We start from the raw sequence: 15,469 nt of genomic DNA, 5'->3' as shown, positions 1-15,469 counted from the left end.
GATGATTAACTGTATATGGAAACGAAAGCCGTTTATTCAATAGGTTTGTGGATATGTGCAAACGATTGCTCCTGTTTGTCACGCGGGGCTCACTCAATCGGCTCTGCGACGCATTTCAGGGGGTGCCCTGCTTTGCGTGCGGCATCTAACACTTGATCGACTTTGGTCGCTGCAATGTCTTTGCTGTACACCCCACACACGCCTTTGCCATCCAAATGGATTTGCAACATGATTTGCGTGGCTGCTTCTCGGTCTTTGCTGAAAAACTCTTGCAGCACCATCACCACAAACTCCATGGGCGTGAAGTCGTCATTGAGCATCAGCACCTGAAACATCTGTGGTGGCTTGGTGCGTTGCGTCAAACGCTCTAAAACAACCGATCCGCCATCGTCGCGATCGGGCAATTGGACTTTGGGAGTTGGTTTTTGAGTGGCCATGGGTTGATTCTATCGAGGCAGCAAAGAGATCGGCTATGCGTTGGCACCTGCACGGGGCGCAGGCACACAAACAAATCGAGTGCTTGGCGCAAGACGACGTTGAGCGACCGAATACCGCCGCCCACAGGGGTGTTGAGTGGGCCTTTGATAGACACCTTGTACTCGCGCATGGCTTGGGCTGTTTCTTCAGGTAGCCACATGCCAGGGCCCTAGACCTTCGTGGCCTTCTCGCCAGCAAACAGCCCCATCCAATGAATTTGGCGCTTACTGCCGTAGGCGCTGGCAACCGCAGCATCCACCACCTTGCGCATGACAGGCGTGACGTCTTGCCCCACGCCGTCGCCTAGGATGAACGAAATGATCGGGTGGTCTGGCACGTTCAATGATGTGTCCGCATTGACCGTGATTTTTTGACCTGCGGCGGGCACTTGGATGTGCTGATAAGACATGAGCAATGCTTTTTCGGGGGCTGTAATTTGGTTTTTGATTCTAGGCCAGCCATGACAGCAACCAAGCGGCACAAGGCCTCTCGCAGGGCGGTGCGCTACAGTCTGCGTCATGAAACGCGCACTGCTCACCCTCCTCTTGTCTGGCTTGGTCTTTTGTGCCATCGCCCAAGACACACCACAAACCAACCTGCCACGCATCAAGCTGCAAGCAGGGATGTATCAGATCGACACGCAAGTGGCGCAAACGTCAGACCAACGCAGCATCGGCCTGATGTTTCGCAAGGACATGCCGCAGCACGAAGGCATGTTGTTTGTGTTTGAGCAACCTGCCACGCAGTGCTTTTGGATGAAAAATACCTTGCTGCCATTGACCGCTGCCTTTGTGGCCGACGACGGCACCATCGTGAATTTGGTCGACATGAAGCCGCAAACTACCGACTCGCACTGCTCAGAAAAACCCGTCCGTTTTGTGCTCGAAATGCACCAAGGCTGGTTTACCAAAAAAGGGCTGAAGGTCGGCAGCCGATTGAGCGGCGTTGCCTTTAAGCCCTAAACGATTGCCTAGAAAATTTAGTAAGCAAGCCAAATCGCGACGATCGCATTCGCGCTCTGCCACAAAAAAGCCGCCTAACTAGGCGGCTTTTTTGTGTTTCAACGAACATCAAACTCGCTAGAACATGCTGAATTAGGCGAAGTTGCTTTCAGCAAAAGACCAGTTCACCAGTTGATCGAGGAAAGTCTCGACAAACTTAGGACGCATGTTGCGGTAGTCGATGTAGTAGGCATGTTCCCATACGTCCACAGTCAACAAGGCTTTGTCGCCAGTGGTCAGTGGTGTGCCCGCTGCGCCCATGTTGACGATGTCTACAGAGCCGTCAGCTTTTTTGACCAACCATGTCCAGCCAGCGCCAAAGTTGCCCACGGCGCTTTTGACAAAAGCTTCTTTGAAAGCAGCGTAGCTGCCGAACTTGGCATGAATGGCCGCAGCCAAAGCGCCCGCGGGCTCACCACCGCCTTGTGGCTTCATGCAGCTCCAGAAGAAGGTGTGGTTCCAGATCTGGGCGGCGTTGTTGTAGATGCCACCGCTGGACTTCTTGACAATTTCTTCGAGGGGCAGGCTCTCGAACTCTGTGCCTTTTTGTAGGTTGTTCAGATTCACAACGTAAGCGTTGTGGTGCTTGCCGTGATGGAACTCCAGGGTTTCTTTGGAGTAGTGAGGGGCCAATGCGTCGATGGCGTAAGGCAGTGCGGGGAGCGTGTGTTCCATGAAGTCCTCTTGTGTAAAAGTGTGAATTGTAAAAACTAAATTTGAGTCGATGGTGCCACACGCAAATCAACCACGCCATCGGCAAGGGTTGCTTGCAGAGCTTGGCCTTCTGCGGTTTGCGCCACCGAGGTCACGGCTTGGCCATTGGCATCGCTGAGCCAAGCAAAGCCGCGTTGCAACACCAACTTGGGGTCGAGCAGGTCAAGGCGCAAAGCGGCGCGGTGCAGTCGCTCGCGGGCGGTAGCGGGCGTTTGCTGCACGCCACGGGCCAAGCCGCTGGTGAGTGTGGCAAGTTCGTTGTGGCACCGCTGGGTCCGGGTTTGCACAGCTTGACCCAGGCGCTGTTGCAAACGCAAAAGCTGCAGTTTCTCTGTGCTCAGGCCTTCAGACGGGCGGCCCAAGCGGGCTTGGGCTCGGTCAAAGCGCTGCGCTTGGGTGTCAAGCTGGCGGTGGGCAATGGTTTGTAGCGCATCGCCCCAAAGCTGCAGGTTGGACTGCAACTCGGCCTGCGGCAGCGCGCACATTTCGGCGGCGGCAGTGGGCGTGGGCGCGCGCAGGTCGGCACAAAAGTCGGCAATGGTGAAATCGGTTTCATGGCCCACGCCGCTGATGATGGGCACAGGGCTATTGACGATGGCTCGGGCCAAGTTTTCGTCGTTGAAAGCCCACAGGTCTTCCATGGAGCCCCCGCCACGCACGAGCAAGATGACGTCAATGTTGGAGTGCTGGCTGAGTTGATCAATGGCTTGCACCAAGGTAGGCGGCGCATCCGGCCCTTGCACCAAGGACGGCGCAAGCACCACGGGAATGTGGGGCACGCGGCGCTGCAAGGCAGTGGCCACATCGTGCAAGGCCGCGGCACCGAGTGAAGTGACCACCCCAATGCCACGCGGCATGGTTTTGAGTGGGCGTTTGCGCTCGGCATCAAACAAGCCTTCGGCTTCGAGCTTGGCTTTGAGCTGCAAAAACTGCTCAAACCATGCGCCTTGGCCCGCGGGGCGCATGTGCTCCACCACCAGTTGAAGCTCACCACGTGGTTCGTACAGACTCAAACGGCCTTTGATTTCGACCAACTCGCCATCCACGGGGTGAAAGTCCAACATGTGGGCCGCGCGTTTGAACATGGCGCAGCGCAATTGGCCGCTTGCATCTTTGAGCGTGAAATAGCAGTGCCCGCTGGCTGCCCGCGTGAAGCCTGAAATCTCGCCCCGCACGGCAACAGGATTAAAACGTCCCTCCAAGATGTCTGCAACAGCGCGGCACAGGGCACCGACTGCCCAGATGCGGGGTGTCAAACCTAGTGATTCTGGGGGCTGCATAGAGAATTCATCCACAAAATATATTTTTCTCTCGTATCTACCGACTTGCGGGCGATAGCACGAAACCACGGAGTAAGTCTTTGATTTTAATAATTTTTTTGTCGCTTAATTTTCGTTCACTTTGTTCAAGCAACGGATTTATGCGGTTTAACAAGAATATGGGTAGAGCTTATCCCCAAAGTTATCCACAATTCATGTGGGTGATCGGGTGAGACATAATTGTTCGAAATAAATACTCGGGAGTGTTGGCTTTGTTCACCATCATACAAGCGGCTGGCTGGCCGATTTGGCCATTGTTGGCTTGCTCAATTGTGGCTTTGGCTTTGGTCATCGAACGCATGCTGAGCCTGCGCCGTCACTTGGTTGCGCCTGACGGTTTGTTGCAGCAAGCACTGCACGCCTCGCACGACAACTTACCTTCTGAAGATGCAATGACCCAATTGCACGATCACTCGGTACTAGGCCGCATTTTGGCTTCTGGCTTACACGCCATGCGGGATGAGCCTCTGATCAGCGCTGAGGACCTACGCTCAAGCATGGAGTCTGCGGGTCGGCAAGCGGCTCATGACCTAGAAAAATACTTGGTCGCATTGGCCACCATCGCCTCCGCCGCACCATTATTAGGCTTGCTGGGCACAGTGATTGGCATGATCGATATCTTTGGCTCACAAGCACCTGGCACCAGCAACCCTGTGCAACTGGCGCATGGCATCTCCATGGCGCTCTACAACACAGCTTTTGGTTTGATCGTGGCCATCCCCGCCTTGATGTTTTGGCGCTACTTGCGTGCGCGTGTGGATGCATACGTGTTGGGTTTTGAGTTGGATGCAGAGCGTTTTGTACGTCATCTTTTGGCCATCCGCGCACGCCTGAAGTAACGACGCCACAGCCATGAAGTTCCATCGCGAAAAAAGCCCCGAACCCGAGATCAACCTGATCCCATTCATCGACATTTTGTTGGTCGCGGTGATCTTTTTAATGCTCTCGACCACCTACAGCAAGTTCACTGAAATGCAACTGAACTTGCCTGTGGCCGATGCAGCGGCGCAGCAAGAACGCCCTCACGAAGTCATCGTAGCCATTAGCCGAGCAGGCCAGTTTTCTGTGAACAAACGTGAGGTTCAAAGCCGCGACGTGCAAGGCTTGAGCCAAGCTTTGGCGCAAGTCACACAGTCCATCGACAACCCCATGATCATCATCAGTGCCGATGCCAACGCCAGCCATCAGTCGGTGATGATGGTGATGGAGGCGGCGCGGCGTAATGGGCGGAACCAACTCACCTTCGCAGCCCAGTCCTCTACCAGCAAGGCAGATTAAGCAGCCATGGCAAGCATGCGCCATGCGTTGATGCAAGCTTGGAATGGCCAAGGTGGTTGGGGCCAAGCCCTGGTATTCGTCTTGTTCCCGTTGAGCTGGGTATTTGGCTTGCTGGTGCTGCTGCGCCGGCTGCTTTACCAGCGCGGTTTTCTACAAGTGACGCATTTGCCTGTACCCGTCATCGTGGTGGGCAATGTGATGATTGGCGGCGTCGGCAAGACGCCGGTCACCATCGCCTTGGTGCAGCACCTGAAAGCACAAGGCTGGCACGCGGGTGTGCTGTCGCGCGGCTATGGACGCGAAGCATCGGGCGTTCAAGCCGTCACACCCAGCAGCATGGCACAAGACGTGGGCGATGAACCTTTGCTAATCGCCCGAGCCTGCCAAGCGCCGGTCTTTGTGGGAACTAGCCGCGTGGCCGCTGGGCATGCGCTTGTGGCGCAGCACCCCGAGGTGCAAGTGCTGGTGTGTGATGACGGCTTACAACACTGGCCATTGGCCCGTGATCTCGAGTTGTGTGTGTTTGACGAGCGCGACGTGGGCAACGGCCACTTGCTGCCCGCAGGCCCATTGCGTGAAGCATGGCCGCGTCAAGCATGGACCCGCGGGAGTTCCAAAAACGAGGTGCCTTGCTTAATCGTCAAAACTGTAGGCGACGCAGGGCCGAACGAGTTTGCTGTGCCACGTCGCTTGGCCGATTTTGCGGTACAGGCCGATGGCACACGACGCGCACTGCTCAGTTGGGGCCAAACACCTGTGCAAGCCCTGGCGGGGATTGCCAAACCCGAGGTATTTTTTGCCATGCTTCGCGCACAAGGTTTGACCTTGCGCCACACCCAAGCCCTGGCGGACCACGCTAATTTGCGGCAACTGCACATCGACGCTACACAAGGCGACGTGCTGTGCACGGAGAAAGACGCGGTCAAACTTTGGTCGCAGTACCCCCACGCTTGGGCTGTCCCCCTACAAACCACCTTGCCAACCGAGTTGCTCGCTGCGATTGACCTGCACCTCGCCGCGGCACGATACACAAAGTTATCATCCGCAAATGGACAATAAACTGCTTGAACTCTTGGTCTGCCCCGTGACCAAAGGCCCACTGGAATTGAAACGCGACACACAAGAGCTGATCTCGCGCAGCGCGCGTTTGGCTTACCCCATTCGTGATGGCATTCCTGTTTTGTTGGAAAACGAAGCACGCCCACTCACAGACGCCGAGTTGGAAGCGTAAATGTCGTTCTGCGTTTTGATCCCTGCGCGCATGGCGTCATCACGTCTGCCCGACAAACCCTTGGCCGAGATTGCGGGGCTACCCATGGTGGTACGGGTGGTGCAACGTGCCCAACGTTCTGGGGCATCACGCGTAGTCGTCGCGGCTGATGACGCCCGCATCGTGACCGCCTGCCAAGCGCACCACATTGACGTTGTCCTCACTCGCACCGATCACCCCTCTGGCAGCGACCGTTTGGCGGAAGCCTGCGACTTGCTGGACCTGCAAGACACTGATGTGGTGGTGAACGTGCAGGGTGATGAACCCTTGATCGACCCCACCTCCATTGACGCAGCAGCACAGCTGCTTCAAACACGCCCCGATTGCAGCATGAGCACCTTGGCACATGCCATCGACAACGTGGCGGACTTTGTCAATCCCAATGTCGTGAAAGTCGTGCTGGATGCACGCAACACTGCGCTGTATTTCAGCCGTGCGCCCATTGCTTGGTGGCGTGACGGATTTGCCCAAGGCGTTACCGCCCTGCCCGACCCCGCGCCACTGCGTCATGTGGGCCTGTATGGCTACCGCGTGGGGTTTTTAAGAGAGTTCCCTCGGCTGGCGCAAGCGCCGATTGAGGTAACCGAGTCGCTCGAACAGCTGCGTGCCATGTGGCATGGCCACCGCATTGCGGTGCATATCACCGATCATTCCCCCGGGCCTGGGGTGGACACGCTGGAAGATTTGGCGCGTGTCAGAGCCTTGCTAGGCGAGGCAGCGTAAGGCTTTCGAAGGGAAGCACGTGATATCCTCAACTAAGTCATAAAACGTAGACCATTAGGACCAAGCATGAGACTCATTTTGTTGGGCGCCCCCGGTGCTGGTAAGGGCACACAGGCCACCTTCATTTGCCAAAAATACGGCATCCCTCAAATATCCACGGGCGATATGTTGCGCGCCGCTGTGAAAGCTGGCACAGCCTTAGGCATCGAAGCCAAGAAGGTCATGGATGCAGGCGGTTTGGTCAGCGACGACCTCATCATCAACTTGGTCAAAGAGCGCATCGCCCAAGCCGATTGCGCCAATGGTTTCTTGTTTGACGGTTTCCCACGCACCATCCCTCAAGCGGATGCTATGAAAGCCGCAGGTGTGAAGTTGGACTATGTATTGGAAATCGATGTGCCGTTTGATGCCATCATTGACCGCATGAGTGGTCGCCGCTCACACCCAGCCTCTGGTCGCACCTACCATGTCAAGTTCAACCCACCCAAAGTGGAAGGCAAAGACGATGTGACGGGCGAAGCTCTGATCCAACGCAACGATGACAAAGAAGAAACCGTCAAAAAGCGTTTGGATGTGTACAGTGCTCAAACACGCCCTCTGGTCGATTACTACTCTGGTTGGGCCAAAGCAGATGCAGCGGCAGCCCCCAAATACCGAGCCATCAGCGGTACAGGGTCGGTGGAAGAAATCAAAGAACGCGCGTTCCAAGCCCTTTCGGCTTAAACCCCTTCAAGCCTTGCGTTTGAAAAAGCTGCTCTGTAGAGCAGTCTTTTTTATGGGTTGTACCGCGCACAACGCACTGGCCGCTTATGGCCGTCTCGCGATCAAATCCAACACCAATGCAACACGTGCCTGCACCGCTGTGAGCAATCCTGCATACGGCAACACATCTGTATCCCGCGATTGCACGCCGCCCCATGCACAGCGCGAAGCACGCAGCACATGTGCGCCTTGCTTTTGCGCATCGAGCAGCGCTGCCTCTAAGTCATGGTGCAAGGTGCCGTTGCCCGTCCCCGCCGCCACCCATCCATCAGGTGCGTCATGAGCCATCAACGTGCGCACCATGCGGCCATCAGCACCCACATGGTTAAACACAAGTGCCACATGCGGCCAATCCGTGCAAGCCAAGACCTGCGCCACACTAGGAATCTGCAGCGATGCTGGGTGGCTCACATGGGCTTGTGACGTGAATGGGTTGCGTTTATGGCTATGACTTTTTTGCACGGCAAGACCTGTGTGAACTTGACCCGCACAAACCACCGACACCCCAACTGAACCCATCGATTGAACCCACGAGAAGGCCTCTTTCAAGTTGGCGGTGCCGTCGCTCTCAGGCGCGTTGGCCGGCAGCATCGCACAGGTGAGAGCAACAGGCTTGTTAGGTTGCAAAACGGCTTGCAAAAAATAAGCAGTTTCTTCCAACGTGTCTGTGCCGTGGGTGATGACCACGCCTTGCACCTCGTCTTGCGCCGCCCAATGTGCCACACGCTCCAACAAGCTTTGCCAAACGGCAAATGACATGTCTTTGCTGTCGATTTGAGCCACTTGTTCGGTCAACACGTTCAAGCCTGCTGGAACCACGCTATGGAGCAACTGAGCCACATTGACTTGGGCTGCCTTGTAGTTCTGAGGCTGATCCACATCCATTGCCAGCCCAGCGATCGTCCCGCCTGTGGCTAAAACAACAATTTTTTTAATTTTTTTTACATTCATAGCTTGCTAAACTCAAAAAACTGGTTAAAAATACAGTCACTGGATGTCTAAACAGACCCCCCCCTCAAGCCACACATTGTGCAGGAGTCGAACCGATGATTGAAATACCTAAACTCACCGCCCGTCAGCAGCAGATCTTGGAGCTCATCCAATCTGCGATTGCCAACACTGGTTCGCCACCCACCCGCGCCGAGATTGCCAACGAACTTGGCTTCAAATCAGCCAATGCGGCAGAAGAGCACCTGCAAGCCTTAGCTCGCAAAGGCGCGATTGAATTGGTCAGTGGCACCTCGCGCGGAATTCGCCTCAAAGGTGGCAACCAGCGCAGCTACCAAGAGAGTGCTTTCAGCACTTCTCCCTCTGGCTTTTCATTACCACTGGTGGGACGCGTCGCGGCAGGCTCACCTATCTTGGCGCAAGAGCATGTGGAGCAAACCTATTTTGTAGAAAGCAGTTTGTTCCAACGCAAGCCCGACTATTTGCTGCGTGTACGCGGCATGTCCATGCGCGACGCTGGCATCATGGATGGTGATTTGTTAGCTGTGCAATCCACCAGCGATGCTAAGAACGGCCAAATCGTGGTGGCGCGCTTGGGCGAAGACGTCACCGTCAAGCGCTTTCTCAAAACGGACAGTCACATTGAATTACTCGCAGAAAACCCCGACTTCAAAACCATTGTGGTCGAGCCGGGTGAGCCCTTTGCAATTGAAGGTCTGGCCGTCGGCCTGATCCGTAACACCATGATGATGTAAAGAAAGAACGACCATGAGCATCGCACTTTTTGGCGCTTATCGCCTCTTGAACCCTCTGCAAAACGTCGTCCGTAGTTTTATGCCCGCACAAGCCTTTCAAAGCACACGTCGCCCACTGCCCCTGCGCGTAGCCCGTGTGATGGAAGCCCAACACAACCGTAAAAACGCGGGTCGTATGGTCATCTCTGGTCGTATGGCCGATGTGTGCGCCGAACTCGATCGCTTGGCAGAACTCGAAAACCGCCACTGACATTTGGAGGTCGGGGCCAGTCAAACTGGACTCGCAAAATAGGCCTTTCCACGTCGGAAAGCATCACGACGCAAGGCACAATTGGGAGATGAATATTGTCATCCTCGACGACTATCAAGATGTCGTGCGCAAACTGTCTTGCGCCTCCAAATTAGAAGCTTATCCCGCCAAGGTTTACACCAACACCATCAAAGGTGTGGGTCAGTTATCAGCCCGACTCAAAGACGCAGAAGTGTTGGTACTGATTCGCGAACGCACACACCTCACGCGTCAGTTGTTGGACAAGTTACCCAAACTCAAACTCATCTCACAAACAGGCAAGATGGGCAGCCACATTGATATTGCCGCCTGTACTGAACGTGGCATTGCGGTTGCAGAAGGCTCGGGCTCGCCCATTGCACCGGCCGAGTTAACTTGGGCCTTGATCATGGCAGCCATGCGTCGCCTGCCACAATACATTAGCAATCTCAAGCACGGTGCTTGGCAACAATCCGGCCTCAAAGCGGGTTCCATGCCAACCAATTTTGGCTTAGGTCAGGTCTTACGCGGCAAGACTTTGGGCATTTGGGGCTACGGCAAAATTGGGCAACTCTTGGCAGGCTATGGCAAAGCTTTTGGCATGCGCGTGTTGATGTGGGGCAGCGAAGCCTCACGCGAACGGGCAGCGAAAGACGGCTTGAATGTGGCTGAATCAAGAGAAGCATTCTTTGCAGAGTCCGATGTGCTCACCCTCAATCTGCGCTTGGTCGATGAGACACGAGGGATTGTGAAGCTGGCCGATCTGAGTCGCATGAAACCGACGGCTTTGTTGGTCAACACCTCACGCGCCGAATTGATTGAGCCTGACGCACTCATCACAGGTTTGAACCGTGGCCGCCCAGGCATGGCCGCCATTGATGTGTTTGAAAGCGAACCGATCATGCAAGGCCACGCGTTGCTGCGCTTGGAAAACTGCATTTGCACACCGCACATCGGCTATGTGGAGCAAGACGGCTACGAGCTGTATTTCGGAACGGCTTTTGACAACGTGGTGAACTTCATCAAAGGCACGCCGACCAACATCGTCAATCCCGGCGCTCTACAAGCACGTCGCTAAAGCCGTTTCATACACATGAACCCCATCTACAAAACAATTGGCATCGTAGGCGGTGCGACTGAGGCACTGCAAATCGCCTTGGAAGGCGTCGCCGACTTCGCCACCATTGACCGTATCTTGCGCGACCAGGCGGGCTTCCAACTCAGTCCATTCGAGTTGCTAGACCTCGCAGGTTTGGATGTCGCCCACGAAGCCATGACATCTATCTACCAACAGTACTGGCACGAGCCACGCTACCGCCCCAGCAACCTGTTGACACAACGCTTGGCCACTGGCGCACGCGGTCAAACAACAGGCGAAGGCTTCTACAAATACGTCAACGGCGCAGCGCAAATAGCCGCCGAACCCGTGACGCCCACCGTCGCGGACATGCCCCCTGTGTGGGTGTCCACACGCGCCATGCGCCGACCCGAGTTGTTGCAGTTACTCAAAAACTTGGGTGCCAAGATTGAAACAGGGGCGTCGCCCTCGGCACAAGCGCTGTCCATCGTGGCACCCTTGGGCTTTGATGTGACTACCGTGGCCATTGTCGAACGTCTCGACCCCGCCCGCACCGTCGGCATCGACATGTTGATTGACGACAAGCTCACACAACGTCGCGTGCTGGCCACCAGCCCTGCCACGCGTGCAGACATGCGCAACGCTGCTCACGCCCTGTTTGCCAGCGATGGCAAAGCCGTGACGGTGATCCGTGACAGCGCTGGCTTTGTGACGCAACGCGTGGTAGCGCACATCATCAACATTGCGTGCGACATGTGCCAGCAAGGCATCTGCACACCGCAATCATTGGAGGCCACAGGCGCGTTCGACCTAGGTCACACCATGGGCCCGCTGACGATGGGCGACAAATATGGGCCTACCGAAATTTTGGAAGTGCTCTTCAATGTGCAAACTGTGTACGGCGACACCCGCTACCGCCCTAGCCCGTGGTTACGCCGCCGGGGTGCCTTGGGCTTGAGCCTGTTGCACGTCGAAAGTTGAACCCCCATGAGCACACAACGCAAAAGCACCAACCAAGATCCGATCTTGATCTTGTCCTTGTCAGACCCCGCGTTACGCAACGCCATGGGCGCGGATGCACGCGCCGCGAACGTGATGGATAGCATCAAAGAACTCGTCAACGATGCCAGTACGCAATCGCGTACCCACCAGTTAGCGCAAGAGCGCAACCACTTTGTGAAAAATTTGCATCACCCCAATGCAGGCGCTGGCATCCAAGCCTTTCTGAGCAAAGACTACCCCATTTACAAATAATCACACCACTCAAACCCCGCTCATCAAACGGGTCTCCTGAGTGACAAATTCTTACTTTGAGGTCACACAAAAGACAAGCGATGGACGATCCTATTCTTAATATCGAAGAACGTGAGGCCATCAACGCAGGACGTTGGTTCTCATCACTTTCACCCTCACTCAGGCATGACATTCTTCGATGCGCTTACGTCAAACGATGCAGAGACAGCGACTTAATCGCCGCACGCGGCGATCCAGCCGAAGAGTGGATGGCCTGTGCCAAGGGCGCGATACGCGTCAGTTCCACATCGCTGTCGGGCAAGCAAGTCACGTTCACGTATGTAGAGCCTGGGATTTGGTTTGGCGACGTGGCGATTCTGGACGGCGATCGCCGCACGCACGACGTGTACGCCCATGGCGACACTACTATTTTGTGCCTCGGCAAGGCGGACTTTCAAAAAATTCTCAGCCAACATGTGGAGTTTTACGAAGCCATGTTGCGCTTGCAAGCGCGTCGCATTCGCCAACTCTTCGGTTTGGTGGAAGACCTCAACACCCTGCCTTTACGTTCACGCTTGGCCAAGCAACTGCTGCACTTGGCGCGCAGCTACGGTGTGCAAAGTCTCACCAATACACAAGAGATGCGCAGCGGCCTGCATTTGGCGCAAGAAGAATTGGCGCAACTCTTGGGTGCATCACGCCAACGCGTGAACCAAGAACTCAAAGCCATGGAACGCGAAGAAGCCATCCGCATCGAGCCGGGTGGTTTGGTGATTCGCAACCGCGACGCCTTGTTACACATCAGCGAAGCCGCCCACTGACTGGCGCGTGCGCATGAGCAGGGACACCGCCCTTTCCCAGCTGATGCATCCAGCACACAGCATCGATACTGCCGCGCTGGCCACATGGCTTGGTCAGCACCTGCCCCGCTTTGAAGGTCCGATCTCACTGGACATGTTCAAAGGCGGCCAATCTAACCCCACCTATCAACTCAGCACACCCAGCAAGCGCTATGTGATGCGTACCAAACCTGGCCCCGTGGCCAAGCTGCTGCCTTCGGCCCACGCGATTGAGCGCGAATTCAAAGTCATGCAAGGACTGCATGGCACCGAAGTGCCCGTCCCCGAAATGCATGTGCTGTGTGAAGACGAGTCCATCATTGGCCGGGCCTTTTATGTGATGGCATTTGTGCCTGGGCGTGTGCTTTGGGACCAAACCCTGCCCAGCATGAACAACGCCAAACGCAGCGCCATCTACGACGAGATGAACCGCGTAATCGCAGCGCTTCACACTGTCAATTTTGCGGCGCACGGGCTCGAAAGCTATGGACGCCCAGGCAATTACTTTGAGCGCCAAATTGGGCGTTGGATCAAGCAATACCTCGCCTCTGTCACGCAGCCGATTCCTGAAATGGACAAACTCATGGCATGGCTGCCCGCCAACATGCCCGCCAGCGCACAAGACGCCAGTAAGGTGAGCATCGTCCACGGTGACTACCGTCTCGACAATTTGATGTTTCACCCCACTGAACCCCGTGTGCTAGCCGTGTTGGATTGGGAGCTCTCCACCCTCGGCCACCCACTGGCCGACTTCAGCTACTTGTGCATGGGCTGGCACATCCCACCTGGCACATTCAGAGGCATTGGCGGCATGAACATCGCCGCCCTAGGCATCCCAAGCGAGACGGACTACATCCACCGCTATTGCGACCGCACAGGTTTGGCCACACCTGCCGACTTGAAAGCGGATTGGAACTTTTACCTCGCCTACAACATGTTCCGCATTGCAGCCATTTTGCAAGGTATTGCCAAGCGCGTCGAAGCAGGCACCGCCTCCAGCGACCAAGCCAAAGCCAACGGCGCAGGGGCACGCCCCATGGCCGAGCTGGCATGGCAATTTGCACAACAAGCCTAAGAAATAGAGACAAGGAAAAACCACCATGAACTTCGACTACACCGACAAAGTCAAAGGCCTACAAACTCGGCTACTCGCCTTCATGGACGAGCACATCTATCCCAACGAAAAACGTTTCTACCAAGAGATTTCGGCCAACCGCGCCAAAGGCAATGCGTGGGTTCCCACCCAACTCGTGGAGGAGCTCAAACCCAAGGCGCGTGCCACAGGTTTGTGGAACTTGTTTTTGCCACGCAGTCCACGTGCGCTGGAGGGCTTGAGCAATTTGGAATACGCGCCCTTGTGTGAAATCATGGGCCGCGTGCCGTTTGCTGCGGAAGTGTTCAACTCCTCAGCCCCTGACACAGGCAATATGGAGACTTTTGAGCGCTACGCTAGCGAAGCCTTGAAAGACCAATGGCTAGAGCCCTTGCTGCACGGCGACATTCGCTCGGCTTTTTTGATGACGGAGCCTGCGGCCGCCTCATCCGATGCCACCAACATTCAATGCAGCATCGTGCGCGAAGGCGATGTGTACGTCATCAATGGCACCAAGTGGTGGAGCTCAGGTGCTGGGGACCCACGCTGTGCGGTCTACATCGTGATGGGGAAAACCAATCCCGATGCGCCACGCCATGCACAACAAAGCATGGTGGTCGTCCCTGCGAATGCAGTCGGCGTCAAAGTGCTTCGCCCCTTGAACGTGTTTGGCTATGACGATGCACCACATGGCCACATGGAAGTCGCACTCACCGATGTGCGTATCCCCGTTGAAAACATATTGCTCGGCGAAGGCCGAGGCTTTGAGATCGCACAAGGCCGCTTAGGCCCAGGCCGTATCCATCACTGCATGCGCACCATTGGCGCCACAGAGCGTGCGCTGGAGTTGCTGTGCAAACGCATCAGCAGCCGCGTGGCTTTTGGCAAACCGGTCTCGGCACAAGGTGTCTGGCATGAGCGCATTGCAGATGCACGCATCATGATTGAGCAAGCCCGCTTACTCACCCTCAAAGCCGCGTACATGATGGACACCGTGGGCAACAAGGCCGCGCGCGCAGAAATTGCGATGATCAAAGTGATGGCGCCCAACATGGCTTGCCAAATCATTGACTGGGCCATTCAGGCGCATGGAGCAGCAGGCGTATCGGATGATTTTCCTTTGGCATACTCCTACGCCAACCAACGCACACTGCGCTTGGCCGATGGGCCTGACGAGGTGCATCGCCAATCCATCGCCAAACTTGAACTGGCCAAGCATATGGCCACTGCACCACAAGAGGTTGAAATCCCCATCACACGCGGTTGCTAAGGAATCCAAATGATCGACGTTTACTCTTGGGCTACGCCCAACGGACACAAAGTACACATCATGCTTGAAGAGTGTGGCTTGCGCTTGGGCCGTGATTGGCTGGCGCACCCCATTCACATTGGTCAGGGCGACCAATTCAAGCCTGAATTTTTAAAGATCAGTCCCAACAACAAAATCCCAGCTTTGGTAGATCCGCATGGGCCTGACGGCAAACCCATCAGTCTGTTTGAATCAGGCGCCATCTTGTTGTACCTCGCGGCCAAAACCAGTAAATTTTTACCCAAAAGTGGGCGCGCTAAATTCGAAGTACTGCAATGGATCATGTTTCAAATGGGCGGTGTAGGTCCGATGTTGGGCCAAGCACATCACTTTCGCATTTATGCGCCAGAGAAGATTGACTATGCCTACAACCGCTACACCAATGAAGCCAAACGCCTGTAT

19 protein-coding genes and 2 pseudogenes are annotated in these 15,469 nt (G+C 55.7%); 16 read left to right on the top strand and 5 right to left on the bottom strand.

The features are described from left to right. Nucleotides 1-89: 89 nt before the first annotated feature. Both clpS and RMS03_RS03485 read right to left on the bottom strand, forming a co-directional pair. Nucleotides 90-437, bottom strand: a complete 348-nt coding sequence (clpS, locus tag RMS03_RS03490; protein WP_310625718.1) for an ATP-dependent Clp protease adapter ClpS — start codon at nucleotides 435-437, stop codon at nucleotides 90-92. A 47-nt stretch (nucleotides 438-484) separates the two neighbouring features. Then, a pseudogene (locus RMS03_RS03485) lies at nucleotides 485-886 on the bottom strand (isocitrate/isopropylmalate family dehydrogenase); the annotation flags it as partial. 109 nt (nucleotides 887-995) lie between these two features. Between RMS03_RS03485 and RMS03_RS03480 the strand changes: the two are divergent. Beyond that, nucleotides 996-1,439: a DUF192 domain-containing protein gene (locus RMS03_RS03480; protein WP_310625717.1), complete on the top strand. Its 444-nt coding sequence runs from the start codon at nucleotides 996-998 to the stop codon at nucleotides 1,437-1,439. A gap of 132 nt (nucleotides 1,440-1,571) precedes the next feature. Here the strand turns inward: RMS03_RS03480 and RMS03_RS03475 are convergent, their stop codons facing one another. Together RMS03_RS03475 and xseA are read right to left on the bottom strand one after the other, a co-directional pair. Next, a complete protein-coding gene (locus RMS03_RS03475; protein ID WP_310625716.1) occupies nucleotides 1,572-2,153 on the bottom strand; it encodes a Fe-Mn family superoxide dismutase in 582 nt (193 codons plus the stop codon). Between the two features lie 35 nt (nucleotides 2,154-2,188). After that, nucleotides 2,189-3,472, bottom strand: a complete 1,284-nt coding sequence (xseA, locus tag RMS03_RS03470) for an exodeoxyribonuclease VII large subunit (protein ID WP_310625715.1) — start codon at nucleotides 3,470-3,472, stop codon at nucleotides 2,189-2,191. 251 nt (nucleotides 3,473-3,723) lie between these two features. Here xseA and RMS03_RS03465 point away from each other — a divergent pair, with 251 nt between their 5' ends. From RMS03_RS03465 to adk, 6 genes are all read left to right on the top strand, one after another. Then, nucleotides 3,724-4,350 carry a MotA/TolQ/ExbB proton channel family protein gene (locus tag RMS03_RS03465; protein WP_310625714.1) on the top strand — a complete coding sequence of 209 codons (627 nt, stop codon included), beginning with the start codon at nucleotides 3,724-3,726 and terminating at the stop codon, nucleotides 4,348-4,350. A gap of 13 nt (nucleotides 4,351-4,363) precedes the next feature. Then, entirely contained in the window at nucleotides 4,364-4,789 is a 426-nt protein-coding gene (locus RMS03_RS03460) for a biopolymer transporter ExbD (RefSeq protein ID WP_310625713.1), read from the top strand. A 6-nt stretch (nucleotides 4,790-4,795) separates the two neighbouring features. Next, nucleotides 4,796-5,848 carry a tetraacyldisaccharide 4'-kinase gene (gene lpxK, locus RMS03_RS03455; protein ID WP_310625712.1) on the top strand — a complete coding sequence of 351 codons (1,053 nt, stop codon included), beginning with the start codon at nucleotides 4,796-4,798 and terminating at the stop codon, nucleotides 5,846-5,848. Then, nucleotides 5,838-6,020: a Trm112 family protein gene (locus tag RMS03_RS03450; protein ID WP_310625711.1), complete on the top strand. Its 183-nt coding sequence runs from the start codon at nucleotides 5,838-5,840 to the stop codon at nucleotides 6,018-6,020. The genes lpxK and RMS03_RS03450 overlap by 11 nt, the downstream gene beginning before the upstream one ends. Beyond that, a complete protein-coding gene (gene kdsB / locus RMS03_RS03445; protein WP_310625710.1) occupies nucleotides 6,021-6,782 on the top strand; it encodes a 3-deoxy-manno-octulosonate cytidylyltransferase in 762 nt (253 codons plus the stop codon). A gap of 66 nt (nucleotides 6,783-6,848) precedes the next feature. Next, a complete protein-coding gene (gene adk, locus RMS03_RS03440; protein WP_310625709.1) occupies nucleotides 6,849-7,505 on the top strand; it encodes an adenylate kinase in 657 nt (218 codons plus the stop codon). An 84-nt stretch (nucleotides 7,506-7,589) separates the two neighbouring features. On the opposite strand, the gene RMS03_RS03435 is transcribed toward adk, so the two are convergent. Next, nucleotides 7,590-8,495: an asparaginase gene (locus tag RMS03_RS03435; protein ID WP_310625708.1), complete on the bottom strand. Its 906-nt coding sequence runs from the start codon at nucleotides 8,493-8,495 to the stop codon at nucleotides 7,590-7,592. A gap of 95 nt (nucleotides 8,496-8,590) precedes the next feature. Here RMS03_RS03435 and lexA point away from each other — a divergent pair, with 95 nt between their 5' ends. From lexA to RMS03_RS03390, 9 genes and pseudogenes are all read left to right on the top strand, one after another. Further along, nucleotides 8,591-9,247 (top strand): transcriptional repressor LexA, encoded by a 657-nt coding sequence (lexA, locus tag RMS03_RS03430; RefSeq protein ID WP_310625707.1) that lies wholly within the window; start codon nucleotides 8,591-8,593, stop codon nucleotides 9,245-9,247. A gap of 13 nt (nucleotides 9,248-9,260) precedes the next feature. Next, complete coding sequence (locus RMS03_RS03425; RefSeq protein WP_310625706.1) at nucleotides 9,261-9,497, top strand: hypothetical protein; 237 nt, start codon at nucleotides 9,261-9,263, stop codon at nucleotides 9,495-9,497. A gap of 88 nt (nucleotides 9,498-9,585) precedes the next feature. Next, complete coding sequence (locus RMS03_RS03420; protein WP_310625705.1) at nucleotides 9,586-10,593, top strand: D-2-hydroxyacid dehydrogenase family protein; 1,008 nt, start codon at nucleotides 9,586-9,588, stop codon at nucleotides 10,591-10,593. A gap of 48 nt (nucleotides 10,594-10,641) precedes the next feature. Continuing rightward, nucleotides 10,642-11,574, top strand: a pseudogene (locus tag RMS03_RS03415) (3-hydroxyacyl-CoA dehydrogenase family protein); the annotation flags it as partial. Nucleotides 11,575-11,580: 6 nt separating this feature from the next. Then, nucleotides 11,581-11,847 (top strand): hypothetical protein, encoded by a 267-nt coding sequence (locus RMS03_RS03410; RefSeq protein ID WP_310625704.1) that lies wholly within the window; start codon nucleotides 11,581-11,583, stop codon nucleotides 11,845-11,847. Between the two features lie 80 nt (nucleotides 11,848-11,927). Beyond that, nucleotides 11,928-12,647: a Crp/Fnr family transcriptional regulator gene (locus RMS03_RS03405; protein WP_310625703.1), complete on the top strand. Its 720-nt coding sequence runs from the start codon at nucleotides 11,928-11,930 to the stop codon at nucleotides 12,645-12,647. A 13-nt stretch (nucleotides 12,648-12,660) separates the two neighbouring features. Beyond that, complete coding sequence (locus RMS03_RS03400; protein WP_310625702.1) at nucleotides 12,661-13,740, top strand: phosphotransferase; 1,080 nt, start codon at nucleotides 12,661-12,663, stop codon at nucleotides 13,738-13,740. Between the two features lie 25 nt (nucleotides 13,741-13,765). Further along, on the top strand, nucleotides 13,766-15,028 hold the full coding sequence (locus tag RMS03_RS03395; protein WP_310625701.1) for an acyl-CoA dehydrogenase family protein: 1,263 nt from the start codon (nucleotides 13,766-13,768) through the stop codon (nucleotides 15,026-15,028). Between the two features lie 9 nt (nucleotides 15,029-15,037). Beyond that, nucleotides 15,038-15,469: glutathione S-transferase N-terminal domain-containing protein (locus RMS03_RS03390; protein WP_310625700.1), on the top strand; the 432-nt coding region annotated here is incomplete at its 3' end.

This window comes from Limnohabitans sp. (assembly GCF_031538885.1).
Taxonomy (GTDB): Bacteria; Pseudomonadota; Gammaproteobacteria; order Burkholderiales; family Burkholderiaceae_C; genus Limnohabitans.
This window is presented reverse-complemented; position numbering and strand designations above follow the sequence as displayed.

Bases quoted from the DNA above. Each gene is read 5' to 3' on its own strand.
- clpS (WP_310625718.1), bottom strand. From the start codon at position 437: ATGGCCACTCAAAAACCAACTCCCAAAGTCCAATTGCCCGATCGCGAC.
- RMS03_RS03480 (WP_310625717.1), top strand. From the start codon at position 996: ATGAAACGCGCACTGCTCACCCTCCTCTTGTCTGGCTTGGTCTTTTGT.
- RMS03_RS03475 (WP_310625716.1), bottom strand. From the start codon at position 2,153: ATGGAACACACGCTCCCCGCACTGCCTTACGCCATCGACGCATTGGCC.
- xseA (WP_310625715.1), bottom strand. From the start codon at position 3,472: ATGCAGCCCCCAGAATCACTAGGTTTGACACCCCGCATCTGGGCAGTC.
- RMS03_RS03460 (WP_310625713.1), top strand. From the start codon at position 4,364: ATGAAGTTCCATCGCGAAAAAAGCCCCGAACCCGAGATCAACCTGATC.
- lpxK (WP_310625712.1), top strand. From the start codon at position 4,796: ATGGCAAGCATGCGCCATGCGTTGATGCAAGCTTGGAATGGCCAAGGT.
- RMS03_RS03450 (WP_310625711.1), top strand. From the start codon at position 5,838: ATGGACAATAAACTGCTTGAACTCTTGGTCTGCCCCGTGACCAAAGGC.
- kdsB (WP_310625710.1), top strand. From the start codon at position 6,021: ATGTCGTTCTGCGTTTTGATCCCTGCGCGCATGGCGTCATCACGTCTG.
- adk (WP_310625709.1), top strand. From the start codon at position 6,849: ATGAGACTCATTTTGTTGGGCGCCCCCGGTGCTGGTAAGGGCACACAG.
- RMS03_RS03435 (WP_310625708.1), bottom strand. From the start codon at position 8,495: ATGAATGTAAAAAAAATTAAAAAAATTGTTGTTTTAGCCACAGGCGGG.
- lexA (WP_310625707.1), top strand. From the start codon at position 8,591: ATGATTGAAATACCTAAACTCACCGCCCGTCAGCAGCAGATCTTGGAG.
- RMS03_RS03425 (WP_310625706.1), top strand. From the start codon at position 9,261: ATGAGCATCGCACTTTTTGGCGCTTATCGCCTCTTGAACCCTCTGCAA.
- RMS03_RS03420 (WP_310625705.1), top strand. From the start codon at position 9,586: ATGAATATTGTCATCCTCGACGACTATCAAGATGTCGTGCGCAAACTG.
- RMS03_RS03410 (WP_310625704.1), top strand. From the start codon at position 11,581: ATGAGCACACAACGCAAAAGCACCAACCAAGATCCGATCTTGATCTTG.
- RMS03_RS03405 (WP_310625703.1), top strand. From the start codon at position 11,928: ATGGACGATCCTATTCTTAATATCGAAGAACGTGAGGCCATCAACGCA.
- RMS03_RS03400 (WP_310625702.1), top strand. From the start codon at position 12,661: ATGAGCAGGGACACCGCCCTTTCCCAGCTGATGCATCCAGCACACAGC.
- RMS03_RS03395 (WP_310625701.1), top strand. From the start codon at position 13,766: ATGAACTTCGACTACACCGACAAAGTCAAAGGCCTACAAACTCGGCTA.